This window comes from Bifidobacterium sp. WK012_4_13, assembly GCF_041080835.1.
Taxonomy (GTDB): Bacteria; Actinomycetota; Actinomycetes; order Actinomycetales; family Bifidobacteriaceae; genus Bombiscardovia; species Bombiscardovia fermentum.
Window position 1 is genome coordinate 1,149,875 of sequence record NZ_CP129683.1, and the last position, 23,407, is coordinate 1,173,281.

At 56.9% G+C, this 23,407-nt stretch carries 23 protein-coding genes; 4 read left to right on the plus strand and 19 right to left on the minus strand.

Translation table 11 applies throughout. The features are described 5' to 3' along the window. Positions 1–41: 41 nt before the first annotated feature. From QN062_RS04690 to rpmB, 10 genes are all read right to left on the minus strand, one after another. Entirely contained in the window at positions 42–959 is a 918-nt protein-coding gene (locus QN062_RS04690; RefSeq protein WP_369342428.1) for an ABC transporter substrate-binding protein, read from the minus strand. A 70-nt stretch (positions 960–1,029) separates the two neighbouring features. Next, positions 1,030–1,707: an ABC transporter permease gene (locus QN062_RS04695; RefSeq protein WP_369342429.1), complete on the minus strand. Its 678-nt coding sequence runs from the start codon at positions 1,705–1,707 to the stop codon at positions 1,030–1,032. Continuing rightward, positions 1,704–2,384: an ABC transporter permease gene (locus QN062_RS04700; protein ID WP_369342430.1), complete on the minus strand. Its 681-nt coding sequence runs from the start codon at positions 2,382–2,384 to the stop codon at positions 1,704–1,706. The genes QN062_RS04695 and QN062_RS04700 overlap by 4 nt, the downstream gene beginning before the upstream one ends. Beyond that, complete coding sequence (locus QN062_RS04705; RefSeq protein ID WP_369342431.1) at positions 2,360–3,106, minus strand: ABC transporter ATP-binding protein; 747 nt, start codon at positions 3,104–3,106, stop codon at positions 2,360–2,362. Before QN062_RS04705 ends, QN062_RS04700 begins: the two co-directional genes overlap by 25 nt. Before the next feature lie 378 nt (positions 3,107–3,484). Then, positions 3,485–3,652, minus strand: a complete 168-nt coding sequence (gene rpmF / locus QN062_RS04710) for a 50S ribosomal protein L32 (protein WP_369342432.1) — start codon at positions 3,650–3,652, stop codon at positions 3,485–3,487. Next, positions 3,652–3,774 carry a type B 50S ribosomal protein L36 gene (gene ykgO, locus QN062_RS04715; RefSeq protein WP_094692493.1) on the minus strand — a complete coding sequence of 41 codons (123 nt, stop codon included), beginning with the start codon at positions 3,772–3,774 and terminating at the stop codon, positions 3,652–3,654. Before ykgO ends, rpmF begins: the two co-directional genes overlap by 1 nt. Before the next feature lie 122 nt (positions 3,775–3,896). Further along, positions 3,897–4,160 carry a type B 50S ribosomal protein L31 gene (locus QN062_RS04720; RefSeq protein WP_369342433.1) on the minus strand — a complete coding sequence of 88 codons (264 nt, stop codon included), beginning with the start codon at positions 4,158–4,160 and terminating at the stop codon, positions 3,897–3,899. Positions 4,161–4,262: 102 nt separating this feature from the next. Next, entirely contained in the window at positions 4,263–4,568 is a 306-nt protein-coding gene (gene rpsN / locus QN062_RS04725) for a 30S ribosomal protein S14 (RefSeq protein ID WP_369342434.1), read from the minus strand. A gap of 52 nt (positions 4,569–4,620) precedes the next feature. Continuing rightward, entirely contained in the window at positions 4,621–4,791 is a 171-nt protein-coding gene (gene rpmG, locus QN062_RS04730) for a 50S ribosomal protein L33 (RefSeq protein WP_369342435.1), read from the minus strand. A gap of 65 nt (positions 4,792–4,856) precedes the next feature. After that, entirely contained in the window at positions 4,857–5,093 is a 237-nt protein-coding gene (gene rpmB, locus QN062_RS04735; protein ID WP_369342436.1) for a 50S ribosomal protein L28, read from the minus strand. A gap of 177 nt (positions 5,094–5,270) precedes the next feature. Between rpmB and QN062_RS04740 the strand changes: the two genes are divergently transcribed. Next, positions 5,271–6,200, plus strand: a complete 930-nt coding sequence (locus QN062_RS04740; RefSeq protein WP_369342437.1) for a VIT1/CCC1 transporter family protein — start codon at positions 5,271–5,273, stop codon at positions 6,198–6,200. A gap of 81 nt (positions 6,201–6,281) precedes the next feature. On the opposite strand, the gene QN062_RS04745 is transcribed toward QN062_RS04740, so the two are convergent. The 6 genes from QN062_RS04745 to QN062_RS04770 form a co-directional block, all read right to left on the minus strand. After that, positions 6,282–7,622 carry a hypothetical protein gene (locus QN062_RS04745; protein ID WP_369342438.1) on the minus strand — a complete coding sequence of 447 codons (1,341 nt, stop codon included), beginning with the start codon at positions 7,620–7,622 and terminating at the stop codon, positions 6,282–6,284. 186 nt (positions 7,623–7,808) lie between these two features. Beyond that, positions 7,809–10,520, minus strand: a complete 2,712-nt coding sequence (locus tag QN062_RS04750) for a YhgE/Pip family protein (protein WP_369342439.1) — start codon at positions 10,518–10,520, stop codon at positions 7,809–7,811. Continuing rightward, positions 10,514–11,095, minus strand: a complete 582-nt coding sequence (locus tag QN062_RS04755) for an Rrf2 family transcriptional regulator (RefSeq protein WP_369342440.1) — start codon at positions 11,093–11,095, stop codon at positions 10,514–10,516. The genes QN062_RS04750 and QN062_RS04755 overlap by 7 nt, the downstream gene beginning before the upstream one ends. 183 nt (positions 11,096–11,278) lie before the next feature. Then, positions 11,279–12,568 carry a hydroxymethylglutaryl-CoA synthase gene (locus tag QN062_RS04760; RefSeq protein WP_369342441.1) on the minus strand — a complete coding sequence of 430 codons (1,290 nt, stop codon included), beginning with the start codon at positions 12,566–12,568 and terminating at the stop codon, positions 11,279–11,281. After that, positions 12,569–13,840: a hypothetical protein gene (locus tag QN062_RS04765; RefSeq protein WP_369342442.1), complete on the minus strand. Its 1,272-nt coding sequence runs from the start codon at positions 13,838–13,840 to the stop codon at positions 12,569–12,571. Between the two features lie 4 nt (positions 13,841–13,844). Continuing rightward, positions 13,845–15,041, minus strand: coding sequence for a thiolase family protein (locus QN062_RS04770; protein ID WP_369342443.1), 1,197 nt, complete (start codon positions 15,039–15,041; stop codon positions 13,845–13,847). 368 nt (positions 15,042–15,409) lie between these two features. Here QN062_RS04770 and QN062_RS04775 point away from each other — a divergent pair, with 368 nt between their 5' ends. Further along, positions 15,410–16,861 (plus strand): polysaccharide deacetylase family protein, encoded by a 1,452-nt coding sequence (locus QN062_RS04775; protein WP_369342444.1) that lies wholly within the window; start codon positions 15,410–15,412, stop codon positions 16,859–16,861. A gap of 227 nt (positions 16,862–17,088) precedes the next feature. Here QN062_RS04775 and QN062_RS04780 read toward each other — a convergent pair whose 3' ends face one another. The 3 genes from QN062_RS04780 to QN062_RS04790 all read right to left on the minus strand — a co-directional run bounded on the left by QN062_RS04780 (position 17,089) and on the right by QN062_RS04790 (position 20,544). Then, a complete protein-coding gene (locus tag QN062_RS04780) occupies positions 17,089–17,346 on the minus strand; it encodes a GlsB/YeaQ/YmgE family stress response membrane protein (protein ID WP_369342445.1) in 258 nt (85 codons plus the stop codon). A 231-nt stretch (positions 17,347–17,577) separates the two neighbouring features. After that, positions 17,578–19,899, minus strand: coding sequence for a hypothetical protein (locus tag QN062_RS04785; RefSeq protein ID WP_369342446.1), 2,322 nt, complete (start codon positions 19,897–19,899; stop codon positions 17,578–17,580). A 339-nt stretch (positions 19,900–20,238) separates the two neighbouring features. Continuing rightward, positions 20,239–20,544, minus strand: a complete 306-nt coding sequence (locus QN062_RS04790) for a hypothetical protein (RefSeq protein WP_369342447.1) — start codon at positions 20,542–20,544, stop codon at positions 20,239–20,241. On the opposite strand from QN062_RS04790, the gene QN062_RS04795 reads away from it, so the two are divergent. Both QN062_RS04795 and QN062_RS04800 read left to right on the plus strand, forming a co-directional pair. Further along, complete coding sequence (locus QN062_RS04795; RefSeq protein WP_369342448.1) at positions 20,543–22,564, plus strand: maltotransferase domain-containing protein; 2,022 nt, start codon at positions 20,543–20,545, stop codon at positions 22,562–22,564. The genes QN062_RS04790 and QN062_RS04795 overlap by 2 nt on opposite strands. A 127-nt stretch (positions 22,565–22,691) precedes the next feature. Next, positions 22,692–23,186: an inorganic diphosphatase gene (locus QN062_RS04800; RefSeq protein WP_369342449.1), complete on the plus strand. Its 495-nt coding sequence runs from the start codon at positions 22,692–22,694 to the stop codon at positions 23,184–23,186. The last annotated feature ends 221 nt before the right edge of the window (positions 23,187–23,407 follow it).

The window sequence follows — 23,407 nt, forward strand, 5'->3', positions numbered from 1 at the left end:
GTCGGAGCGCACGAATTCAACCGTCGCCTATCGGACGCAGGTCAGAGAAGCTTCTGTTCCTGCAGCCATTTCTTCGCGATCGCAGAGGCGGACTGCCTGTCGTTGACGCTTTCGCCGTTCATCGTCATCAGACTCTTCGTCGTGAGCTTGCCCTGCACTTCATTGAGAGTGGCGCTCACCTTGTCAGACTCGGCGGATTTCGCGATCAGAGGGACCACCCGCTGCGGCAGAATCATCTGCTTCGGATCCTTGAGCGTCACCAGATCGTCGGTCTTGATGCTCGGCGATGTCGTATTGATGTTCGCCATCTGCACCGTACCGTCGAGCAGGGCCTTGATCGTCGTTGCACCACCACCGTCGTTGATCGGGACCAAGGTCGCATCGACGCCATATTGCTGCTTCAGTCCCTTGATGCCATAGGGTCTCGTTGCGAATTCGGGAGCCGCAGCGATCTTGAGCCCGCTTATTCCGGCAAGGTCGGCAATGCTGGTGACATGGTGCTGCTCGCTGTATTCCCTTGTCACGTTGATTGAGTCGGAATCCTCTGCATCGGCCTGGTCCAGGACTGCGAATTGGCTTGGCAGCGCCTTCTTCGTTGCCGCATAGACGGCATCCGCGCCTTGCGCAGTCGAAGTCTTGTCAAAGTATTGCAGGAGGTTGCCGGTGTATTCGGGAACCAGATCGATAGAACCATCCTTGAGCGCCGCGATGTACACATCGCGCGCGCCTATGTCCGGCTTGAGAGCTGTGTTGATCCCCTTGGCCGCAAGAGCCTGGGCATAGATGTTCGCAAGTATCTCACTTTCGGCAAAGTTGGCAGAGCCTATGGTTATCGTCGATGAATCTCCCTGTGAGCTGGAAGCTGCGTCAAGCGGATTGGATGAACCACATCCGACAGCAGCCATCAGCATCACCCCGGTCAACGCTCCCCCAAGCAGCTTTCTTCCAAACGAATTCATGTTTCTCCCACCTTCCTCTTGTCTTTTCATCTCTTCCATACGGTTTCTCTCAGCTCCTCTTGAAACGCGACTATGCACGCTGAGCGATCTGCGAGTATCGCGAATGCCGGGCAATCACGCTCTGCAAGGTCAGCATGACGACATCGACCGCGATCGATAGCCCGATGACCAGAAAGGACGCGCCAAGCATCTGTGGATAGTCTCGAACTGCAAGTCCATCGATCAGGAAACGTCCGAGTCCGCCAACTGGCAGGAACGCGGCAACGGTCCATGTGGCAATGATCTGAGTGAATGCCGAGCGTACGCCTCCCAGAATCGGAGGGAACGCGGTCGGCAGCTCGACATTCCATAGAATCTGCCATTCGTTGAATCCTATGGCGCGCATCGCGTGCGTCGTAGTCTGACTCACGTTTGCGATTCCTGAATACGTCGCAGCCAGCACCGGAGGAATCGCAAACATCACCATCACGATCATCGGAGCCGATATCCCGAGGCCAAAAATCAATGCAAGCGCGCTGAGCATCCCCAGGGTCGGAAGCGCACGCATCGCATTCACGACCGAAATCACGGACAATGCCTTGCCGTAATGGCCGATGTAGCAAGCCAGGGGAATCGCAATGAGACACGTGATGGCAAGCGTTGCCAGGGAATATTCCAGGTGCTGCATCAGTCTCAGCGCAATGCCACCTTGCCCATCCCAATTCGAAGCCTCGCCCAGCCAGCGCAGCGTCTGTGAGAATACATTCATGCGACCGACCCCCTTCCTGCCGGACCGTGACGGTTCCATGGCATGAGAAGACGGCCCGAAACAGCCAGAATCTGGTCGAAGATCAGCGCGATCAAGGCGGTTCCTACGATGCCAACCCATATTTCGAACGGAAAGTCACGCTGATACCCTTCCAGAAAGAAGAAGCCGAGCGAATTCACCCCTATGAGGGAACCTACGGTGACGAGGCTTATCGTGCTTACGGAAACCACTCGAATGCCGGCCAGCAGCTGAGTGCCCGCCAGAGGAAGCTCGACCTGGAAGAACTTCTTCCAGACACCGAACCCCATTGCATCAGCCGCATGCATCGCATTCGAATCTATCGACAGGAAGGCATGAGAAGCCGATGTGAGCATGATTGCAACCGCATAGATCGTCAATGCGACTTCGATGTTGATCGGATCCAGTATCCGCGTTCCCAGCAATGCCGGAAGAAAGATGAGCAGCGGCAGGGATGGGATGGCATACAGCACGCTGGACGCGACGTAGAGGCTGACGCGCGTCAGCCTGGCTCCATTTGCCAGTCTTGCCAGAGGAACGGCGATGAGAGTGCCAATGATTATCGGCAATGCACTCAATACGATGTGCTGCAACGCATAATCCATGATCTGCGATGTGTTTTGAGTCAGCCAGTTCATCGCAGCTCGCTTCTGAGGCATCCCGCACTGATGAATGTCTCGACGAAGGAATCCGCTGGCTGGTCTATCAGTTCCCTGGCTGTGCCAAACTGTGCAAGCGTCCCACCTGGGCGCATCAAGGCGACATGGTCGCCAAGATAGAAGGCTTCGTCAATGTCATGGGTGACGAAGACTATAGTCTTGCCTATCTCCGACTGCAGCCTGAGCAGCTCGTCCTGCAGGCCACGTCGTACGATCGGATCCACTGCAGTGAACGGCTCGTCCATCAGCAGAATGTCTGGATTGGCGGCAAGCGCCCTGGCAACGCCGACTCTCTGCTGCTGGCCACCGGAAAGTTCGGACGGATAGCGGTCCTTGATGCTCTCTTCGAGACGCACTTCATCGAGGACTTCCAGAGCATGGGCCCGCGCTTCCTTGCGTTTCATCCCCAGAAGCATAGGAACAGTCGCGATGTTGTCAAGCACCGTTCTGTTCGGCAGCAATCCGCCATTCTGCAATACATAGCCGATGGATCGGCGCAAGGCGACCGGATTCATGCCGTGATTGTCCTTGCCGTGAATCACCACTCTGCCGGCATTGGGGGTGACCATGCGGTTCACCATCTGCAGCAGGGTGGTCTTCCCAGAGCCGGAAGACCCGACAAGGGCGAGGGTCCTATGCTCCTCGGCGACCAAGGAGACGTTGTCTACCGCGACCGTTCCATCGTCATATCGTTTTGAGACAGACTCCCAAGCAATCCCCAAATCATTCCCCATTCCATTCCGGCACCGCGCAGACGGCCCTTCCCATGTGTCATGTGTCATATGCCATGCGTCATCCGCAACCCCTTGCAACATAACCAACGCAACCGGCAATCCCCCGCGTCGCCCACGAATGCATGAGCCACGCATCCCGCAAGACTCCGACCGGCTTCCAAGTTACCATCATCATCGACGATTTCAGCTGAGGAACACATCGATTGATGCCATGGGCGAATCCCGATACGACAGAGCGGCAATGGCCGGCTAATCCGACCATTGCCGCTCTGCGGGCGAAGCATGAGACAGAACCGAAGAAGGTCCTTCGGGAGCGCGAAACCGCTGCTGACACTGCTTCGTGGCACACATGAGTCTTACGAAGTCCTAGAGGGTGAGATATCCCTTTCGCACAGCCGCGGCAAGATGCTGCGGGACCTGCACTTCATCGCCTTCTGGGGTGCGGACTGAAACCAGCTGTGCGCCCTGTGCCTTCCACTGCGCTCGGCGTGAATGCGTGTTTGCGCGCGAAGTCTTGTATTTTGGTAATGCCATCAGCCTTGCCTCGCCTTGAATTTCGGATTTTTCTTGTTTATCACATACACATGTCCGCGTCTGCGCACCACCGTCGATCCCGGTCTGCGCGCAAGCGAACGAATCGAAGACTTTACCTTCATGATTCTTCCTTTTCTGCCTGCCATCGAATGCCTCTGCGACCGGAAGGGCCTGCCGCCCAGGCGGACGGGCAGGAACGATCATCCGGTCAGCATCGCTGACCGACACGTCTGCTGGCTGCCGTCTATTCTGAAGTGCGCTGATAGCGCCTGTTGAATTTCTGCACCTGCCCTGCCGTGTCCAGCACCACGTTCTTGCCGGTATAGAAGGGATGGCTGCTCGACGAGACATCGACGTTGACCACTGGATACTCCTTGCCGTCCTCCCACCTCATCCTTGGCAGCGAATCAGCCTTCGCGGCCAGAGTCGAGCGCGTCAGCATCATCGTGCCGGCTGATCGATCATGGAATATCACGTAGTCATATGTTGGATGAATGCCTTGCTTCATGCTTCCTCTTTCTCACAGTATCTTTGGTTCATCGCATTGATGGCAGTCAAGAACGGACACGGCCTGCGACCAATGCCGAGTGCGTCCTGACTGATCGCGCAGTCACCAACTGGATTTGGTCACTCCCGGCAGTTCGCCGCGATGGGCGAGCTCGCGCATCGTTATGCGTGAGAGGCCAAACTTGCGAAGGTACCCGCGTGGACGGCCGTCCGTCGAATCTCGGTTGCGCAGACGAGTAGGACTCGCATCGCGAGGCAGGGCCTGCAGCCTGTTCATCGCAGCGTTGCGTTCCTCCTGGCTGAGATGCGGATTGACGCTGTCCTTCTTGTATTGCAGTCGACGCTCGGCAAAGCGTTCCACGATGTCCTCGCGCTTGCGCTGCTTCATTATCTTGCTTGTTTTTGCCATGTTCCCTATTCTTTCTTGCCTGGCCATGCCGTCCGCAGGCGCCTGAAGCACCTCAGCGTGTTTCGCGGAACTTGACCCTGCGCCTCAGCACTGGATCGAACTTCATCAGTTCAAGTCGATCAGGGGTATTTCTGCGGTTTTTCCGAGTCGTGTATGTGGAACCGGTACCTTCTGTGGATCGGAGAGTTATTATCGGACGGTTCACATTTGATTTGGATGCCACGTCGGTCCTTTCTATTCTGATCGAGTCTGTTCATGCTTCACATCTGGCATGCGTCCCATTCGCGCTTATCCGAGCTCGCCTCGAGCCCGCAGACCGGCGACGACAGCCTCGATCCCTCGCCTGTCGATGGTTTTGATGCCTTTCGCACTCACTTGAAGCACGATGAATCTGTTAAGAGACGGCACCCAATAGCGCTTGCGCTGCAGATTCGGTCGAAAACGCCTCCGCGTCTTTCTGTGCGAGTGCGAAACCGAGTTGCCGAAGCTGGCGTGCGTTCCCAATACCTGACATGTTTTACCCATGCGAGATACTATAACTAATGATTCTCATTATCGCAACTTGTTCATTCGGCGGTTCGCATAATCGTGGAGCATTCCACCATCAGGTCGACACTTCACATAGTCGACAGGACTATCCTTCTAGGATTGGTACAGTTGACTTCGCGGTCAGATGGGAACCAGCCGAAAGGGAGAACTTGAATGACGAATAACTGTGCTTCACAGCCGAAATCCGGTCAGCTCGCCAAAGGCGCGTCATCAGCCATCACAGGAAAGTCGACGACCAGGCCGGCCAAGGGCACCGAGCACGAGCGTTCGCTCCCAGACAGCCGGACCGACGCGTCCGGATCGGCGATTCCCACGAGAATCCAGGGTGGATGGCTCGGCATCGAGCAGACACCCGCCATCCGAGAGGCCATCACTCCCCATCCAGGGGAGATACACAATAAGTCCAACGAATCATCGAAGGCGTTGAACAGTCTCCGCGCCGCTGTGCTAGGAGCGAATGACGGCATAGTTTCCGTCGCTGGAACGATCCTCGGCGTCGCGGGAGCAGACAACAATCCCCATGCCCTGCTGATTGCGGGGGTCGCTGCAATCTCTGCCGGGGCATTCTCGATGGCTGGCGGCGAATATGTGTCCGTAAGCGCCCAACGAGATACCGAGAAGTCCATATTGGAGAAGGAACGATGGGAACTCATCAACCTTCCCGACGAGGAACTCGACGAGCTGACCCAGATCTATGAGACCAAGGGAATGACGCACCCGACCGCATACAAGGCCGCATACGAGGCAATGCACCACGATGCGTTGCGCGCGCACGCTCTCGAGGAATTGAACATCGATCCCAACGAGCTCACCAATCCCTGGCACGCAGGCATTTCCTCGTTCTTCGCGTTTCTCAGCGGAGGATTGATCCCCCTGCTTATCTCACAGATTCCCGCGACGTTCACCATAAGGGTCATGCTCATCGTCGCAGCCGTTGCATTCGCCCTGCTGCTCACCGGATTCGTCTCCGCTCAAATCGTGGGAACCAAGCGGCGAACGGCGATACTGCGCAATGTGATCATGGGTCTGTCAACCATGCTGTTCGCCTGGGTGATCGGCCATATCTTCGGGGTCACCGTCTGAATCCAGCCTTTGCCGAGAAAGCAAGCCGCTCCGAAGCATACGGATTCAGCGTCTCACATCCATACATCGCATGGATCCATCTCAGTCCATCGATGCCCACCGAGTGAAGGTGTCGCTCTGCTCCATCCAGCTCATCAATGGGCGTTGCGATTCCTCGTGCGTCACCAGCAGATTCTGGAATCGGTCCACGAACTCCTGCGCGGCGACGCTCTGACTGCCTTCCGAGATTCGTGCAACGACAAGGATCTCGGTCTGATACTGCGATTCGTCGACCATGGCGTGGTCGACGGTCTCGATGATCGAACCGTCTGGGTCACCTTCCCAGACGAAAGCCGAAAATGGTTTGTTGGGCACCGCAAAATGGCCATGGATATGCATGGGAACGCTTTTATCCGCAAGCAGATCCGAGAGTCGACTTGGATGCACCGGAGAATGGGAACGGATGCTCAGGCCCAATGAATCCTGTCCAAGGGACGCCCAAGCGATTTCAGCCGTCAGTGGCGTTTGAGGAGACTTCCCCATGCCATGCCGTTCGTCCGATGGCACGCCGGCATCCCCATCCAAGCGTTCGGAGACTCCTTCATCGGATCGATCCTGAGAACCTTCGGAACGGGCACATGGCGAATCCGCTCGCGTCCCAGCGTCAAGATCATCGATCGTGAGTCTCTCGACATCGAAATGCACCCTGCACCCTTCGGATCCCAGCGCCTCGACAAGACCCGTCAGTTCATCGACATCGCCCTGTGACTTCACGTCTGGAAGCAGAACGACGTGATTCGCATCGGCTATCACCTCGGCCAGCGCTCCCCCAACGCAGCGTTCATCGTAATCGCCGCTGCCTGCTGCATCCGACTCATCGCCGAGATCGGCCCCCTCGCACTGCATGAATGGCGAATCGTCGAATATCCGCGCCTTCGCAGTGGACGAATCAAGCATGGCGACGATGGACTGAACATGGATGCGAGGTCCGTCATGCTGGAACGCATCGTGAACGAGTTGCATCTCACGAAGATATTCAGCGGTCGGTGCTGCCTGCACCCCTTTGGGCAATATGACGGCTATGTTCGGGGCCATGGCATCCTGTGGGAGGCTCGAGAGCAGCGCCTGCAGGTCATGCTTAATCGTGCAGCTCAGGCAGCAATCATCCAGCGGCACGGCTTCGATGCGCACATTGCTTCCAAGCATCATGTCACAGCAGCCTGCGACGCTCCTTCGGACCGACAGCCGATTCCGGTCATCCATGCGAACCGTGTATGCGACTATCAGAGCGTCGTCCAGCCCTTCGGCAGTGCAAGTCCCGTCATTGCAATCGTTTCCGGGAAGCGCCGTCCGACCTGCTCTCGTCCCCCGCCAATCCATGGCGCAGACCCCCATAAGCTGGGTTGCATATTCCAGACCTGTGCACAGCAACACCTTGGACATATTGAACTTTCTACTATTGATAATAGTTATCAGTAGTAATCATTGCACCCTGCCATCGGCGTTGTCAAATCCTTCGCACGTGCATGGCTCCCATATCAGTATGGCCTCAGGCTCCAAGAACCGCATCGGTGGCGAATATCCCTGGCATCCTTGGCTGACAAGCCCCGAACGCTTGCTATCATGCCGTCATGCATCGGCTGGCGCGACCGAAGGCGTCGGCACAGCTCCTTTCCGACTCGGACCTCGTTCGCCATTGCGGCCCCTTCGGGATCCGTCGCTCGAATTCAGTTCCTGCTGCCGTTCGAATCCAACGCTGCTCATGCCCTTGCGGCGTGCGAAGACGAGGATCATCAGCACGTTGCAAGCCACGAGTATCAGACTCAGCACAAGCACCGGCATGGACAGCGACCCGCCTATCGAGATCGATTCCCTCAGCGCATCGATCGCATACGTCATCGGAATCCAAGGATGTATAGCCTGATAGAAGCCTCCCGAGAGCTCGATCGGATACGTTCCGGCAGATGCCCCCAGCTGGACCATAAGGAATATCATCATCAGGAATGCACCGACTTTTCCAAGCAGCACGTTGAAGAAGGTGACGAATGACATGTTCATCGCAGAGATCAGCAGCAGCACCCCCAGGAATTGCAGGTGATTCAGCGGTTGCAGACCGAGCATCCTGACGACCACAAAGTCAACGAGAAACGCCTGGACGACGGCGACCAATCCCAGTACGGACATCTTGCTCGCCCACCAAGCGATTCCGCTGCTTGGCTTCTTCTTCGCCAGCGTCGCATCGTACATCATATTGATGGCCAGCGTGCCCACATACAGGGCGACGGAAATCATGTAGGGGGCCATTCCCGTTCCGTTGTTCGCAACGCTGTCATGGTCCGTCCTCTTTGCCGAGACCGGCGCCGAAACGGCCTTCGCAGCATTCGACTTGGCGTTTACCTTGGAAATCGCCGTGGACCCCTTAGCAAGCTTGCCGGACAGAGTTCCCAGACCGCTGCTGACCTTTCCGGCTCCACTGCTGACCTTCCTTTGGGCGGCGGCAAGCTTCCCCGACCCCTCGGCAATCGTGGTCGAAGCGGCATCCAGCTTGCTCGTCGCAGCGGTCAATGTGGACCCCTTGCTGCTCAGCGTCTGCAATCCCCCGGCCAAGGTCGACGTTCCGGACTGCAATGAGGCAAGCCCGCCCGTCAGTTGCGGAACCTTGGAATTCAAGGCATTGAGCCCGCCAGCAAGTCCCTCGGCTCCAAGAGCGAGCGTCCCCGAATTCTGAGACAGCTTCTGGGCACCTGCATTCAGCCGATCCACTCCGGACACATAGCTTTCCACACCCGTACCGAGCTGGGCAATGCCACCATCGACTCCTTCGGTATAGCTCTTCACCCCGCTTTGCAATGCGACCGATCCAGGGACGATCTTGGCATCCAAGGCTGATCGTGCAGACTGAAGCCCACTCTCTGCACCGTTCAACGCCGTAGCCGCCGAAGGAAGCACCTTCTGGGAAGTGTCGGCGACCGCCTGCGACCGCTGCTTCAGCGCGGCAACGCTCTGGCTCGACTGCTCGAGCTTCGTCATCTCGGTCTGGTTCTCAGCCATGCTGTCCGTGACTGTCTGAAGCTCCACGACCAATGACCGCAGCAGAGCCGAATTCTCTGCGTCGCTGCCTGTCTGGCTTGAAGCGTCACCTTGCAGTCGCTCGATCTGCCCCGAGACATTCCGCAGCTGCTCCAGGTCACTGGCATTGCTTTTCTCCAAGGTCGTCATACTCGTGTCATCGGGAAGTTGCTGGACAGCCTTGTTCAGGTCGCTGACCGCCGAATTCGTGCTGGGCAAGGCACTCGCCAAAGCCGCAATGTCACTTTGCTGCTGCGATGTCTGTGCAAGCGCGGCATCGAGAGAACTGACTGCGGAAGTCAGACCTTCAGCGCCGGAATTGAGCGTGGCTGCGCCACTCGCCGCAGATCCGCTCAATTGCCCGGCACCCTGACTCAGCTTCCTGCCGCTTGCCGCAAGCTTCTGCGCCCCCGTTGCAATGGCGTTCACACCGGACGCATATGCATCCGTGCCTTCGCTCAGGCTGTTCGCTCCCGCCGCAAGCTTCGTGGTTCCCTGAGAAAGGCTTCCACCCGCCGATGCCAGCTTGCTCGCGCCAGAATCGAGCTTCTGTGCGCCTGCGTTCACCTTGGTCACCGCATCCACATACTGCTTCGCTCCCACAGAAAGCTGCTGCGTCCCATCCGAGAATTGCAATGCCCCATCGGAAAGCTTCACGAGGTTCTGAGCGATGAGAGAGCTGCCGGAGGCGATTTTCGCACTCCCCGTCTGCAAGGTGGCGGCACCATTCGAGGCCGTGCCAAGGGCGCTGCCAGTCGTTGCAAACCGCTGCAGGATCTGTGTCACATACAGCTGGGTTATCTGCTTCGACACCTTGTCTTTCAAAGCGTTCACCGCGCTTGCAGACAGTTTCGAAGCGGTGTAGCTCCGTCCCTGCGAGGTCTGATATCGCAATTGCAGTGTCTTTGGCTTGCTCGTCAGCAGGCTTGTGGCGTTCCTGGAGAAATTCGAAGGGAAGGTAAGAACCAGATAGTAACTTCCATCCTTGATGCCCGCCGAGGCTTGCCTGGCATTGACAAAGTGATAGTCCATGGACTTCGTTTTCTTGAGACCGTCACTCACCGTCGTTCCCAGGTGCAATGACTTTCCGGAGAAATCCACAGCCTTGTCATTGTTCACGACGGCAACCGGCAAATCGCTCACACGTCCATAGACATCCCACATCGAGTTGAGAAAGATGAGCTGATAGAGTCCTGGGACCAACGCCAGGGCAACCAGCACGACGATCATGAACTTATTCGACAACAGTGACTTCCACTCTGCCTTCAGCATTCCACTTCCCCCTCATTCCCAAAGCCCGCCGGGCTTTCTTCCTCGCCGTCGTCTGCATCCGTGTCGAAGCCGATCTGCCGTTCGCCAGGCAGGTCTTTCTCTGAGGCAGCATCATCCGCATCGGCCATGTGCCCCATCTTCGATTCCCACCGCATGACTCCATTGTGGTATTGGATGCCTTCCAACGCCTTGGAAAGCGGGTAGCCTTTGAGATGTGCGCGAAAGTCGTCCTCAGCGTCGGAGATGACCTGCAGGACCTCGTTCTCGCTTCTGAGCACCATTCGTCCCTTTACGAAGATTCTCCGAGCAAGGTGCGAGAGTTCAAAGAATGGCTGCGGACCTTCGACGGCATTGAACACGTCAAGCATGCTGATCTGGTCAATTGGCCTCGAAAGGGTATATCCACCGTCCTTGCTCGCATCGGATCTGACAAGTCCGGAATTGACCAGCCTTCGCATGACCTTGCGCAGATAGGCATCCGAAACTCCTAGAATCGTGCTGAGGACATGGCTCTTCACCGGCCTATGATCACGCTCCATCGCCAGCATCAGCAGCACGCAGACGCTCTGATCCATGCTATTTCTTATCTTCATGTCAATCCCAACTCATATGACGAACATCATTTCCTTAGACATGTTATATCTATAGATAGATTATGTCTATAGACAGAGCATGTCTATAGACTGACTGCTTCACATCAATTGCTTCACATCATGGCATATTCACATCAATGCCTTAGTATCAACGGCTTATCCACATCAGCCCTCTGACCGATCTGCCAGGGAATACTGGCGAATCGAATGCCGAACGCCAGAAAAATAGAAACCCGACGAAGGAATCTGGGTTTCGAAATCGCCGGTCCCATAATATGCTGCAAACAGACGCTCATATTCGGCGACGTCGATGCGTCGACGATCGTTCAGCATCCGTGCATGGGCCTGAACGCGAAGATGCCTCTGATACCCCGGCTGAACCCGCCCTGTGAAGAACTTTCCCATGGCGCCGGAACCATAGCTGAACAGGCCGATACGTTGCCCGGCAAGCGCCCGTACGCCATCATCGCCAACATCGCCATCATCGCCACGTGGATTCTCCAACCAGCTCAGCAGACTCAGATAGAGCGAGCCAGCATATAGATTCCCAACCTCACGGGAATATCGGGCGCTCATCGCGAAGTTGCCCTCCAACCGTTCCCGATTTCGGTCATCTGCCTGTTCGAGCGCGACGCGCAGCGCCTTGACGCCCATCTTGGTGAATGGCAGATGAAACAGCAGCGCGCCGAAATCATCCAGACCCAACGAGCGGCGATCGCAGTATGCGTCGAATGCATGCCGAAAGAAATCAAGATACACCCGCATGGAGTACTTTCCATCGACGAGAGCCTCGGTCCTGCCATTCGGCCGCCAAAAATCGTTGATGTCCTCGCTGTAATCCTCGGAGTCATCATCAAGCGCAATGATTCCAGGATTCGCGCTCACGAGCATCGCCACGGCACCAGCTCCCTGAGTCACCTCGCCAGAGGTCCCCAATCCATACCGGGCGACATCGCTCGCGACGACGAGAACGGTCCGATCCGGATGGGCCGCAACATAGTGATATGCGACGAACAGTCCGGCAGTGCCTCCGAAGCACGCCTCCTTTATCTCAAAACTCTCGATTCTGTTCGGCAATCCCAGCAGATGTTTGATGAAGAGCGAGCTGGACTTCGACTGATCGATGCCACTTTCAGTTCCGACGACCATCAATCCCAAACGATCGACGTCAATCTCAGGAAGGATGTCCGCGATGGCGTTCGCACCCATGCTCACAATGTCATCGCACTGGCGGGGCACGCTCATCCTCGACTGCCCGATCCCCACGGTGAACTTCGACGGTTCGACGCCCCGGGCCGTTGCCAGATCCGTCAAATCGAGATATTGATCGGGAACGAACATGCCGATGCGGTCAATCCCGATTGCCATTTCCCCCTCACCTGTGGAATCCTTGATATCTCGGCGTTCCTCAGCATCGTCCGATCGGCTCGTCACTCTGTCCATATCCAATCCCACCTATCTTCCATCCCTCATGTCTGCAAGCTGCTCGGCAGCCCAGCTCTCCGAATACTCGGAGGCAGCCACCATTCGGGACACTAGCTGCGGCGTCTCGTCCGCAGTCGCACCCACTGCGATGGCAGTTTGCGCTGCCTGCAGCCTCATGTGGCCATGCTGGATGCCTTCCCCAGCCAATGCATGCAACGCTGCCAGATTGTTGGCAAGCCCCGTTGCCGCGATGATTTCACCAAGGCGCTTCACATTCGGGCTGCCCATGAGTTCCATGTTGCGCATGATTGCAGAACGGGATGCGATGGCACCACCGACTGCGCCAATCGGAAGCGCCAGTCGCATCGTACCTACAAGATGCTGGGCATCATCGTCCACGCTCCAATGCGAAAGCGGCATATACCGGCCTGACAAGGCGGCAAGCTGATGACATGCCGCCTCGACCGCACGCGTATCGTTGCCGCAGGCGGCGACGACCGCATCAACCCCATTCATGATGCCCTTGTTGTTGGTCACCGCGCGATATGGACTTCGTTCGGCAAAATCTGCCATGCGCGCGATGTTGTGGGCGATCAGGGCGTTCCTCTCCCTGTCCTTTCCCAGCTGCGCGAAAGGCACTCTGGTCTCGACATCGACCAGCTGGCTGGGATAGTTGCTTACGATCGCCATGACCGCATTCAATTGGGGGAAGACGCTCTCGATATCGTGGACCATGCATTCAAGAATCGAATTGACGATGTTGGCACCCATCGCCTCCGCCGTGCCGACCTTGACCAGCAACTCGCAGGTCAAGCCGTCCTCGTGCATGTCGATGTTCGTCAGGCCGCCGCCACGCATCGAAAGACTGGCAAATTGTCTGGCGACAAGTCGAATGAGTTCTGGAACATGCGCCGTGAGCCGTCGCCAATCGAAGCGATCGTTCGAATCAAGCAGTATCTGGCCATAGATGCCGTCCCTATGACTTGCTGCAGCGAACCCTCCTGTGGCCATTCTCGCCCCATGATTCGCCGCGGCCACGACCGACGGCTCCTCTGTGGTCATCGGCACCAGGCAATGCTCCCCATTGACCAGCAGATCCGTCACCACTGCGAGCGGGGAGACCAATTCACCTATCACGTTCTCTGACATCCTCGCAGCCGCATCGTCAACGATGCTTGCGCGATATGCGTCGGCCGATTCCTTCGAAAGCGAGCCCTGATCGACCAGATATCGCAAACGCTCATCTACGCTCATCTGATAGATCTTCCTTGGCACGTTCAACGCTGGCTGCTGAGCTGTCATTGGTCTAGTCCTCCTCCCGTGACACTTCCATCGCGATGCCTTGCCCACCGCCGATGCACAGCGAGGCGACTCCGGTGTGGGCATTGCACGATCTGAGATTGTTCAGCAAAGCCATGACCAGCCGCGCCCCGCTCGCACCGAGAGGGTGTCCAAGAGCCAACGACCCGCCATTGACGTTGAGCCGATCGCCGTCTATATGCAGCGAGTCACGAACGGCAATGACCTGTGCCGCGAAGGCTTCGGTGATCTCATACAGGTCATAGTCCTCCACGTCCGTTCCATAACGTTGAAAGAGATTGGTCATCGCCATCGTAGGCGCAAAGCCCATGTAGGCTGGGTCATATCCGATCTCGGCGTAGCCGCCGAGATACCCCAGGGGTTTCACGCCGAGCGACTCTGCCTTGCTTTCGGTTGTGATGATAAGCATTGCGGCACCATCGCTTAACGGCGCCGCATTGCCAGCGGTGACGCTGCCATGCTCACGATAGACAGGGGGAAGCGCTGCAAGTCTTTCGAGTGAAGTATCAGGACGAATGGTCTCATCATGGTCCAGACCTGCCAAGGGGATGATCTCGTCGTCAAAATGATGCCTCGAAAGCGCCCTCAATGCCTTCTGATGCGATTCGTATGCGAACGCGTCCTGCGTTTCACGTGAAACCGCGTATCTATCGGCAATGTTTTCCGCGGTCAAGCCCATTATCGAACCGGAAGAGCTGTCAATGAGGCCATCATTGAATATTGCCTTGATGGGCCTTGCCGAATCCCGCAAATCGTGGGGGCCATCTGAATCATCCGTACCGGAGCTGCCTGCACCAGCCGCATAGGGAATGATCCGCGGCGCACGCGTCATGCTTTCGACACCACCAACCGCAAGCACGTCGGCGTCTCCTGCCACGAGACTCAACTGTGCCATGCGCAGTGCCTTAAGGCTTGATCCGCACACCTCATTGACGGTGACGGCATGCGACTCGATTGGCATGCCCGCAGCAACTGCGACCGTCCGGGCGACGTTTGGCCCCAATCCAGCCGCAACTGCGACGCCAAGATACAACCCGCCGATCCGATCCGATGGCACACCCGATCTCTTCACGGCGGCGGAGAGCGCCTTCTGCGCCAGTTCTGCCGCAGAATACCGTTCCAGTGCGCCCTTGTACTTTCCGAATGGAGTGCGCGCAGCGGCGACGACCACGACTCTGTCCACAGGTATTCCCAATCCTCTTTCGCTTCCAATGTGTCAAGGAAACTCTAACGATTCCGACAGGCGAATACACGACTTTTCTGAAACTTCGATGATTTGAACACATATTTGCTTCGGATCCATGCGACATCGTTCCTGATGCCATAGGACTCTGCGGCAACCTTTCAGGGGGCAACGTTTCAGACGGCACCGTTGTAGACGGCACCGTTGTAGACAACACCGTTGTATAAAACACCGTTGGATTGCCTGCATCGGATCAATCCAGTTCGCAACCCAAGTGCATACAGACACAAATCATTTGCATATCGCGTCGCGCTCCGGACGGAATCGAACCTTACAATGGGATGCGGCCAGCGATTGGGGGAATGGTTGTGGGCAGACTGAAATGGAACAAGGACGGCGGCGATCCAACCCCGGACGCGAACAGCCCAAAGATGCCCGAGGCACAGGCCTCACAGGGAAGCACCGAACATGGCGAACCCTCAAGGGTGACTGCATCCCTTCGACCTCCACGTCCGCCACAGCCCGCCTCGACGCATCCAGCACCGCGCAAGGCTGGAGCCGCGCAGGAGCGACCAAGATCGATGTCGGATGACGAGACGGGCCGACAGGCCGGTGTTGCTGGGCATCAAGGCAATCGGCACGCTTTCATGGCTGCGGTTCTTCTTCTGTTTGTCTGTCTCATAGCCTCGGCAGTTGGTGGCACTTGGTATTGGTGGAATAATTTCCGACAATTCACCGTTTCCATCAATAACGAGACTTTGCATGTGACGGGACGCGATTCTCTGTCCTCGATTCTGGAAGGCCACCATTACTTTGGAAAGAGACCGGGGGCACTGCTGTCGATAAGTGGCAAGCATCTCAAGGCCGAGGGAGGGCAAGCAGTTCGGATAACATGCAATGGCTCACCGCTGTCGTCCGCCGAATCGAAGTCGACGCGCCTCGCAAGCGATGATGTGGTGACCGTCAGCGATGGTGGTAACAGGACCGAAGGTCATGCCGTCAAAGAGAGGACAATCCCCTATTCCGCATCGATGAAGCTCGGAGGAGCCGTGCAGTTCGTCTCGCAGCAGGGCAGCGATGGCGAGATGGAGTATTGGGTCGGAAGCATTTCGCACGAGTCCGTCGACAAGAGAGTCATCAGACAGCCCAGGAATCTTGAGATCGACTCGATCAACCCCAAACCTCCGGCAGGCAAGAAGGTCATCGCATTGACCTTTGACGATGGGCCAAGCGAATACAGCTCCCAGATCCTTCAGATTCTGAAAGGCAAGGGCGCCAAGGCCACCTTCATGGACATCGGCGATCAGTCCGTGGCCATGCCACAGGTCGAGAGACAGATGATATCCGATGGCAATCAGGTGGTGAGCCACAGCGACTCGCATCCCGATTTGACGACTCTCAACCACGATGAGCTGCGGAAGGAACTCACTTCGGGATTCGACGCCCTCAGGAAAGCCTCCGGCAGCACGACCCGCATGCTGCGTGCTCCTTATGGCTCATTCAACGAAAAGACCTGGCTGCAGACTTCCGACATCGTGGGCTCGAACGTGTTATGGACGATTGACACGCAGGATTGGAAACAGCCCGGCGAGGACGCAATCAGACAACAGGTCCTGAGCAATGCATATTCAGGAGCGATCGTGCTGATGCACGATGGCGGCGGCAACCGCACTCAGGACGTCCACGTGCTTCCTGGGATCATCGACGCTCTCAAGTCGCAGGGCTATCAATTCGTCACGGTCAATGAGCTCATTTCCATGGACAGTCGTTTCCCCAGCTGGGTGCAGAAGGACGAAGTCGCTCCCTCAGACGCTCACTGAGGGTCCATCAGACAACGACGTGCGTCTCTCACCGCGCTTGCGCTCACCCCCCCCAATCTCAAGACATGGCTTCGATGGGTGGCACATGCATCGCAGCTCTCGCCTGCGTAGATTCACGAATGAACGCCGACATACATACACCGATGCCTCGGGTCTCACTGGTGTGGGAACCGAGGCATCGAAATGCGGACGCAGCTCACAGGTCTGCGGGCCCGCGAGCGCGTGAATCACCTTCTGCCGCTCAACGCTCCGTATATGAAGAGCACGAGGACCGAACCAAGGATTGCGATGATCCAGGTCTGCAGGCTCCAGAAGTTCTGGAGCCCGACATGAAATACCGCACTTCCAATCCAGCCACCTACCGCAGCACCGATGATGCCGACAATCAAGGAGCCAATCCAACCTCCTGCGGCCTTGTCACCGAGAATCGCCTTCGCAATCGCCCCAGCAATCAGACCCAGAACGATCCAACCAAGAAATCCCATGATCTTCCCCTTTCCTCTATGGCCACCGACTATAAGGCGCAGTCCAGAAGCCCTGCATGACAGTCGCTGCAATCACAATCCATGCAATCCATGCAATCAATGCACATGCCAGCATCGATCATGGATCTCACACGCATTCCCCTGCACCGAAACCATTCACCCTGTCCGCAATCTTGCCTCTTGAAACCGAAGCCACGCCTTCCATGCAGACATCGGATCTGCATAAGCGGTTCACCGTTCATCAGGATACGCGAGATTGCGCTGATTTCTGGGATTTAACGCGCCTGCCCGCCACTTTCCTCTCTGAGCGCGTGGGATTGACATCATGAGCATTCCACTCAACAGCGCGATCGACGCGGGGATTGCCAATGCCGGAATGGCTGTCGTACCCGTCCTGGCCAGTTCATCCGCTTGGCTGGATCGAGCCTCATCGACCGTCTCATTGGTGCTTTTGCTGGACTTTCCTGGATTTGCATGTGCGATGATTTTCGTGGTTTCCTCTGGCAGTCCCAGCTCATGCGAATCAAGGATCTCTCCTTCGGAGGACCATAGGGTCGCCTTCCATTGCAGCAGTCCGACATGGCCTGCAACGACGCTATCGCTTCGTACGGTCTGCTCTGCCACATCGGCGGTCAGATCCACCCTCAGCTCATCGAGAATCGGGTCTTCCACGTTCAGCGTGTCATTCTGTGAATCGGTAGAGAACGCACTGAAGGTTATGTACGAACCTTCGGGAACCGCTCCGGAAATCGTCGCGGAGTCGTATGAGCTTTCGCCGAGCTCGACCGTGGCAGGCTCCGCATGCGTCTGGATCGAAGCGGATTCGGGCCGTGACTCAACGAAGCCCTGCACCCTGACGCATTCCCATGCATCGTCGTATGCACTCCGCACGGGAGCTGCCCGGGCATCCCCGGCGAACGAATAGACGAACACGTAGTATCCCGGTGTCTCGGCGATTATGTTCACGGGCTTGCCGGACATGTCAGGAGCGCCGCCACCTACCTTGATCGTGCGATTCGCCGCTGCATATCTCCATGCACCCACCAATCTGTGGTGCCGATCCTCTTCCGGCGACTCGTTCGCAGCGGGCTTGTATGGCGTGTCGTCACTGCCATCGCCGCTGCCTGACCAGAAGACCTTCACCTCTGCGACCGAATCGTCCGCCTGAAAGCCGTATTCCGCATTGCCCTTGAAAGAACCGGCATCTCCAGGCAATCCGGTCACCACGATCACGTCGCTTAGTTCGGAGCCTACCGTCGCAGAATGCTCGGTCACGCTCGAATCGACGGACGGCACCTTGCGAATGGATAGGGTTTCTGGAATCTCAAGGAAATCGCTGAGCACGTCCTTGACAACGTATTCCTGCGTGAGCGCTTTCTGCTTCGTGTGGTCGATCACCCAGACCCATGTGCCAAATCCAGAATCCGCCGAAGCGAGGTACGGCTCGTTTCCATTGGCTGTGCTGACAGCGCTTACCTGCACGCTGCGCTTGGGAGCGTCGAACATGGCGCTGGCGTATCCAGAGGGCTCATGACCCAGACCCCTCAGACGTTCAAGGTATCCGGAGGCGCTCTCATTGTCATGCGGATGCACGGTCTTCCCCAAATCCGCGTGCTCCAATGAATCGAAGTAGTAGCCAAGGGCGTTGACCTCTACTCCTTCCTCCCAGGAATCCCCCGCGGCCACATCCGATGTGACCGTGTCCAGCACGTGGTCTCCCTCATTGACGATTCGACGGGCAACTGCCGTGCTGATGAGTGGGGCGAATTCCTTTCGAACCGGAAAGCTCAGAGTCTGCCCTGCTGCTGCCTTCATCGTCGCGAATCGAACATAATCCTGGCTGCTTACGAGCTGCTCGACGGTGCCATGGTCATAGGCGACCGAGACGCTCACATCCCCCGTACCTGTCGCGGTCCAATATATTCGCCGCGCATCCGATCCGCTCGTCCCTCTGAAGGTGGATTTCCCATCTGAGGAAAAGACCGCCGGTCCACTCAGATTCAGTGTGAATTCGACGTCCGGCACATTGACTCCATCAGGACCGCCTACCAGCACGTCAACATAGCCGCTGCGTCTGCCCACCTCGTACTGCGACCTCAGCGTCGCATTGATCGGCACATGATTTCTGGCCTCCTGAAGCAGCCTTTCAGCCTCGACAAAGGCGTCTGCGTTATTTACCTTGATCTCTGGCTGCGCATTTTCCCAATTCTGCCTATTCAGATCGTAGGCATCATGGACGAGGATGCCGATGCCAGCATGTATCAGCGGGTTCTTGGTATCCTGATAGCGCCGAATCAGCCAGGCAATCGATCTGGACATCTCAGAGTCGGCAATCGCCTGGGCACTCTCGAAATCCAACGTTGACGGGGCGCCGCTTTCCATGCAATACACCTTCCTGCCATCCTGACTCTGAGCCAGCACTCCGATCCTTCGGTTTCCCAGATGCGACGAATAGGCGACATACCATTCTGAGCCCACATCGCTCAGACTGCCCGAAGCCCTTGCAGGAATGCTTGATGCAAGTGTCATCAGCATGAGCAAGGCAAATGTCACGCATATCCATCGACCATGTCGATGCGTTTTCTGACGGTGCATATCGAATCCTCCTCTACGTTGCTCGCAAAACTCCCGAGCTGTTCGACTGATGATGAATTGCCATGGCAGCTTGGGAAAGGATTCGAAACCACATGTCAGAGCCTGTATCTCATGGCATGCCCTGCATTGACCAATGAATAGTCTCCCCCTTGTCCATAGTCATACGCAATGTAAATCATCGATGTGGTCGAATGTGGATGCATGGCTTTGGCCAATTCCTACATACAATGGATGCATGGCTTCACATACAGCATCACATGCGAGCGCAGGCACAAGGAACGGTGCCGACTCCGTCGCTCAGCCCTCTTCCAAGCTCAGGTCCAGCTCCCCTTCATCCTCATCGACGTCAACTCCCGAATCCAGTGGCATATCCCAATCCACCTCCGCATCAAAATCCGTGTCGGCATCTGCAAGCACATCGCACAGAACGGCATCCAAGTCAGCTTCCAGGGTGGCCTCCAAGGCATCAAGAGGCTCCGCAGCCGGCAAGGCCTCCAAATCCCCAAGAACCAAGGCAAAAGCTTCGCCGAAGCATGGCAGCGCACCCCAATCATCCGTTGCCCAGAACCCCGAAAGTCCGCTCTTCGGACGAATCGTAATCATGAACGCCACACCAAGCGTCGAAGACGACCTATTCCCCGCTCGAGTGGAGCTGGGCGAGGCATTCCAGGTATCCGCGCAGATTTTCGTCGAGGGGCGCGCCAAGGTCGGCGCCACGGCAGTGCTGCGCAACCCCCGTGGCAAGGTCATGATGCAGGTTCCGATGAAATGCGTCAATCCTGGGCTGGATCATTGGCAGGTGAACCTCAAGGCCGGCATCCACAGTGACCTCCGCCCGTGGGACCCAGACTTCCCTTCCATCCACAGACAGTTGGGCATATGGACCGTATCGATCGAGGGATGGGAGGATTCCTACGCGTCATGGCTTCACGACGCAGGCATCAAGATCGGCGTCAACGATGACGTGGAGAATACTCTGCAGGAGGGGGGTGCCCTGCTTTCCCGCTGGGCGCTGATCGACAGCAAGGGCCTGTCGGCAAAGGACCGGCGGATTCTTGCGCAGGCCGCGCAGCATGTGCTCGACGTGAATGCGGATGTCTCCGAACGATTCACTGCGGCGACGGACGCCGACATCGCAAGACTCCACCGGCAATGCCCTCTGCGCGACCATCTCTCCGTCTCTCGCGAGAGGCGGATTCTGGTGCAGCGTCCAGCATCGAGCTTTGCAGCATGGTATCAGTTCTTCACGCGCTCGGAAGGTGCGACCGTCGACCCCCGCACCCACGAGATCGTCTCCGGCACCTTCCTGACATCGATATCCGGATTGGAACGGGCCAAGGCCGAAGGTTTCGACATCGTCTATCTTCCGCCCATCTTCCCGATAGGGACCACCAACAGAAAGGGACGCAACAATTCCCTCGTCGCCGGCCCCAACGACCCCGGTTCGCCCTTCGGCATCGGTTCCTCGGAAGGCGGTCATGACACCGTCAATCCGGAGTTGGGAACAATCGAAGATTTCAAGACCTTTGTGTCCAAGGCACACGAACTTGGGCTCGAAATCGCGTTGGACTTCGCCCTGCAATGCTCGCCGGACCATCCATGGGTGCGAAGCCATCCGGAATGGTTCAGACACAGGCCCGATGGCTCGATCGCATTCGCAGAGAACCCTCCCAAGAAATATCAGGACATCTACCCGATCGATTTCGACGAGGACATGCCCGGCATCGAACAGGAAGTCGAACGCATACTGAGACTGTGGATCGATGCTGGGGTCACGATCTTTCGAATCGACAATCCACATACCAAGCCGGTGAGGTTCTGGCAGGATGTGATTGCGAACATCACCAGGAAAAACCCCGAGATTCTCTTCCTGGCAGAGGCCTTCACCCGTCCCGGGATGATGCGGGCACTGAGCTATGTGGGATTCACGCAGTCACACTGCTACTTCCCATGGCGCAACAGCAAGGAGGATCTGCAGGACTATCTGCAGGAGACCAACGGAGATGCCGGATACTATCAGCACAACACTTTCTGGCCGACGACGCCTGACATCCTCACCGATTACATACGAGACAACGGCATTGCCGGCCATGCAATCCGCGCGGTCATCGCTGCGACCGGCAGTCCCAGCTGGGGAATATATAACGGATATGAGCTGATTGAGAACCGGCAGCGCCCAGGGTTCGAAGAACAGCTCGACAACGAGAAATATGAGATCGCAATACGCGACTGGAGCCGCGCCGAGCGGTTTGGCATCGGCGAACTGCTCACCCGTCTCAACCAGATCCGTCGGATGCATCCTGCGCTCATGAGCTATCACGACTTGCGTGTTCTTGAGTCGTCAGACCCTAGCGTCCTTGCCTTTGCACGCCACATTGACGGCTCGCTCACATCCGATGGAACCGGGGACACGGTTATCGTCGTAGTGAACCTTGACGGGCACAATGCTCATTCCTCAAGCATTGTCAGCGATCCCACGACCTTCGGCATCGAGCCAGGCCACGAATTCACAGTCCATGACGAGCTCACCGGGCGTGAATTCACATGGAATGGCAATGATTTCGTGTCGCTCGCGCCATGGGCGGATGTCGCGCACATCCTGACCGTTCGACGCCCAGGCTGAGCGCCGGATGAAGGACCGCGTCCACGACCACGTCACCGCTTTCGTGGGCAGAGGGTAGTGTGGTGGCGTCAGAGCATTGCGCTCAAGGGTGGTAAACGTCACATAGCACGTCAGACAAGGAGACGACATGGCATCAACATTTGAAGTGGTTGTCGAAATCCCACGCGGATCACGCAACAAGTATGAAGTCGATCACGAGACGGGTCGCATCAAGCTGGATCGTACCCTCTTCACATCCATGGGGTATCCGGATGACTACGGCTATATCGATGGCACGCTCGGCGAGGATGGGGATCCACTTGACGCATTGGTTATGATTCCTGACTCAGTGTTCCCAGGCTGCGTCGTGGAATGCCGCGCAGTCGGTCTGTATCACATGGTCGATGAGGCTGGCGGCGACGACAAGGTCCTCTGCGTCCCCGCTGACGTTCGCTTCGACGACATCAAGGACATCGACGACGTCTCGGAATTCCACAAGGCTGAGATCAAGCATTTCTTCGAACAGTACAAGGCCCTCGAGCCGAACAAGGAAGTGCAGCCAGGGGACTTCTGGACCAATGCGGAAGAGGCTGAAAAGCAGATCGCAGCATCCGTGAAGCGTCTCGCAGATTCAGAAGAGTAGGTTCCTCTCGCAATCAGCATCATTGACTCATGTGGCTTCCGAAATGATCTTTTCGGAAGCCGCATCTGTTTTCTGTGTGGCGCTTCGACATGTGCACTGATTGGGAATGGCATTGCTGCGAATCGTCCACTTCGATTCCAAGCATGGACGGTTCAGGACTGCCGCTGAATCGCCCAGCATCCATGGCACAAGTTTGACGGGTAAAACTTTCAAGTTCTCAG

Excerpts from the sequence above, each read along its gene's own strand:
- QN062_RS04690 (WP_369342428.1), bottom strand. The coding sequence starts at position 959 with ATGAATTCGTTTGGAAGAAAGCTGCTTGGGGGAGCGTTGACCGGGGTG.
- QN062_RS04695 (WP_369342429.1), bottom strand. The coding sequence starts at position 1,707 with ATGAATGTATTCTCACAGACGCTGCGCTGGCTGGGCGAGGCTTCGAAT.
- QN062_RS04700 (WP_369342430.1), bottom strand. The coding sequence starts at position 2,384 with ATGCCTCAGAAGCGAGCTGCGATGAACTGGCTGACTCAAAACACATCG.
- rpmF (WP_369342432.1), bottom strand. The coding sequence starts at position 3,652 with ATGGCATTACCAAAATACAAGACTTCGCGCGCAAACACGCATTCACGC.
- ykgO (WP_094692493.1), bottom strand. The coding sequence starts at position 3,774 with ATGAAGGTAAAGTCTTCGATTCGTTCGCTTGCGCGCAGACCGGGATCG.
- QN062_RS04720 (WP_369342433.1), bottom strand. The coding sequence starts at position 4,160 with ATGAAGCAAGGCATTCATCCAACATATGACTACGTGATATTCCATGAT.
- rpsN (WP_369342434.1), bottom strand. The coding sequence starts at position 4,568 with ATGGCAAAAACAAGCAAGATAATGAAGCAGCGCAAGCGCGAGGACATC.
- rpmB (WP_369342436.1), bottom strand. The coding sequence starts at position 5,093 with ATGGGTAAAACATGTCAGGTATTGGGAACGCACGCCAGCTTCGGCAAC.
- QN062_RS04740 (WP_369342437.1), top strand. The coding sequence starts at position 5,271 with ATGACGAATAACTGTGCTTCACAGCCGAAATCCGGTCAGCTCGCCAAA.
- QN062_RS04745 (WP_369342438.1), bottom strand. The coding sequence starts at position 7,622 with ATGTCCAAGGTGTTGCTGTGCACAGGTCTGGAATATGCAACCCAGCTT.
- QN062_RS04750 (WP_369342439.1), bottom strand. The coding sequence starts at position 10,520 with ATGCTGAAGGCAGAGTGGAAGTCACTGTTGTCGAATAAGTTCATGATC.
- QN062_RS04755 (WP_369342440.1), bottom strand. The coding sequence starts at position 11,095 with ATGGATCAGAGCGTCTGCGTGCTGCTGATGCTGGCGATGGAGCGTGAT.
- QN062_RS04765 (WP_369342442.1), bottom strand. The coding sequence starts at position 13,840 with ATGACAGCTCAGCAGCCAGCGTTGAACGTGCCAAGGAAGATCTATCAG.
- QN062_RS04780 (WP_369342445.1), bottom strand. The coding sequence starts at position 17,346 with ATGGGATTTCTTGGTTGGATCGTTCTGGGTCTGATTGCTGGGGCGATT.
- QN062_RS04795 (WP_369342448.1), top strand. The coding sequence starts at position 20,543 with ATGAACGCCACACCAAGCGTCGAAGACGACCTATTCCCCGCTCGAGTG.
- QN062_RS04790 (WP_369342447.1), bottom strand. The coding sequence starts at position 20,544 with ATGATTACGATTCGTCCGAAGAGCGGACTTTCGGGGTTCTGGGCAACG.
- QN062_RS04800 (WP_369342449.1), top strand. The coding sequence starts at position 22,692 with ATGGCATCAACATTTGAAGTGGTTGTCGAAATCCCACGCGGATCACGC.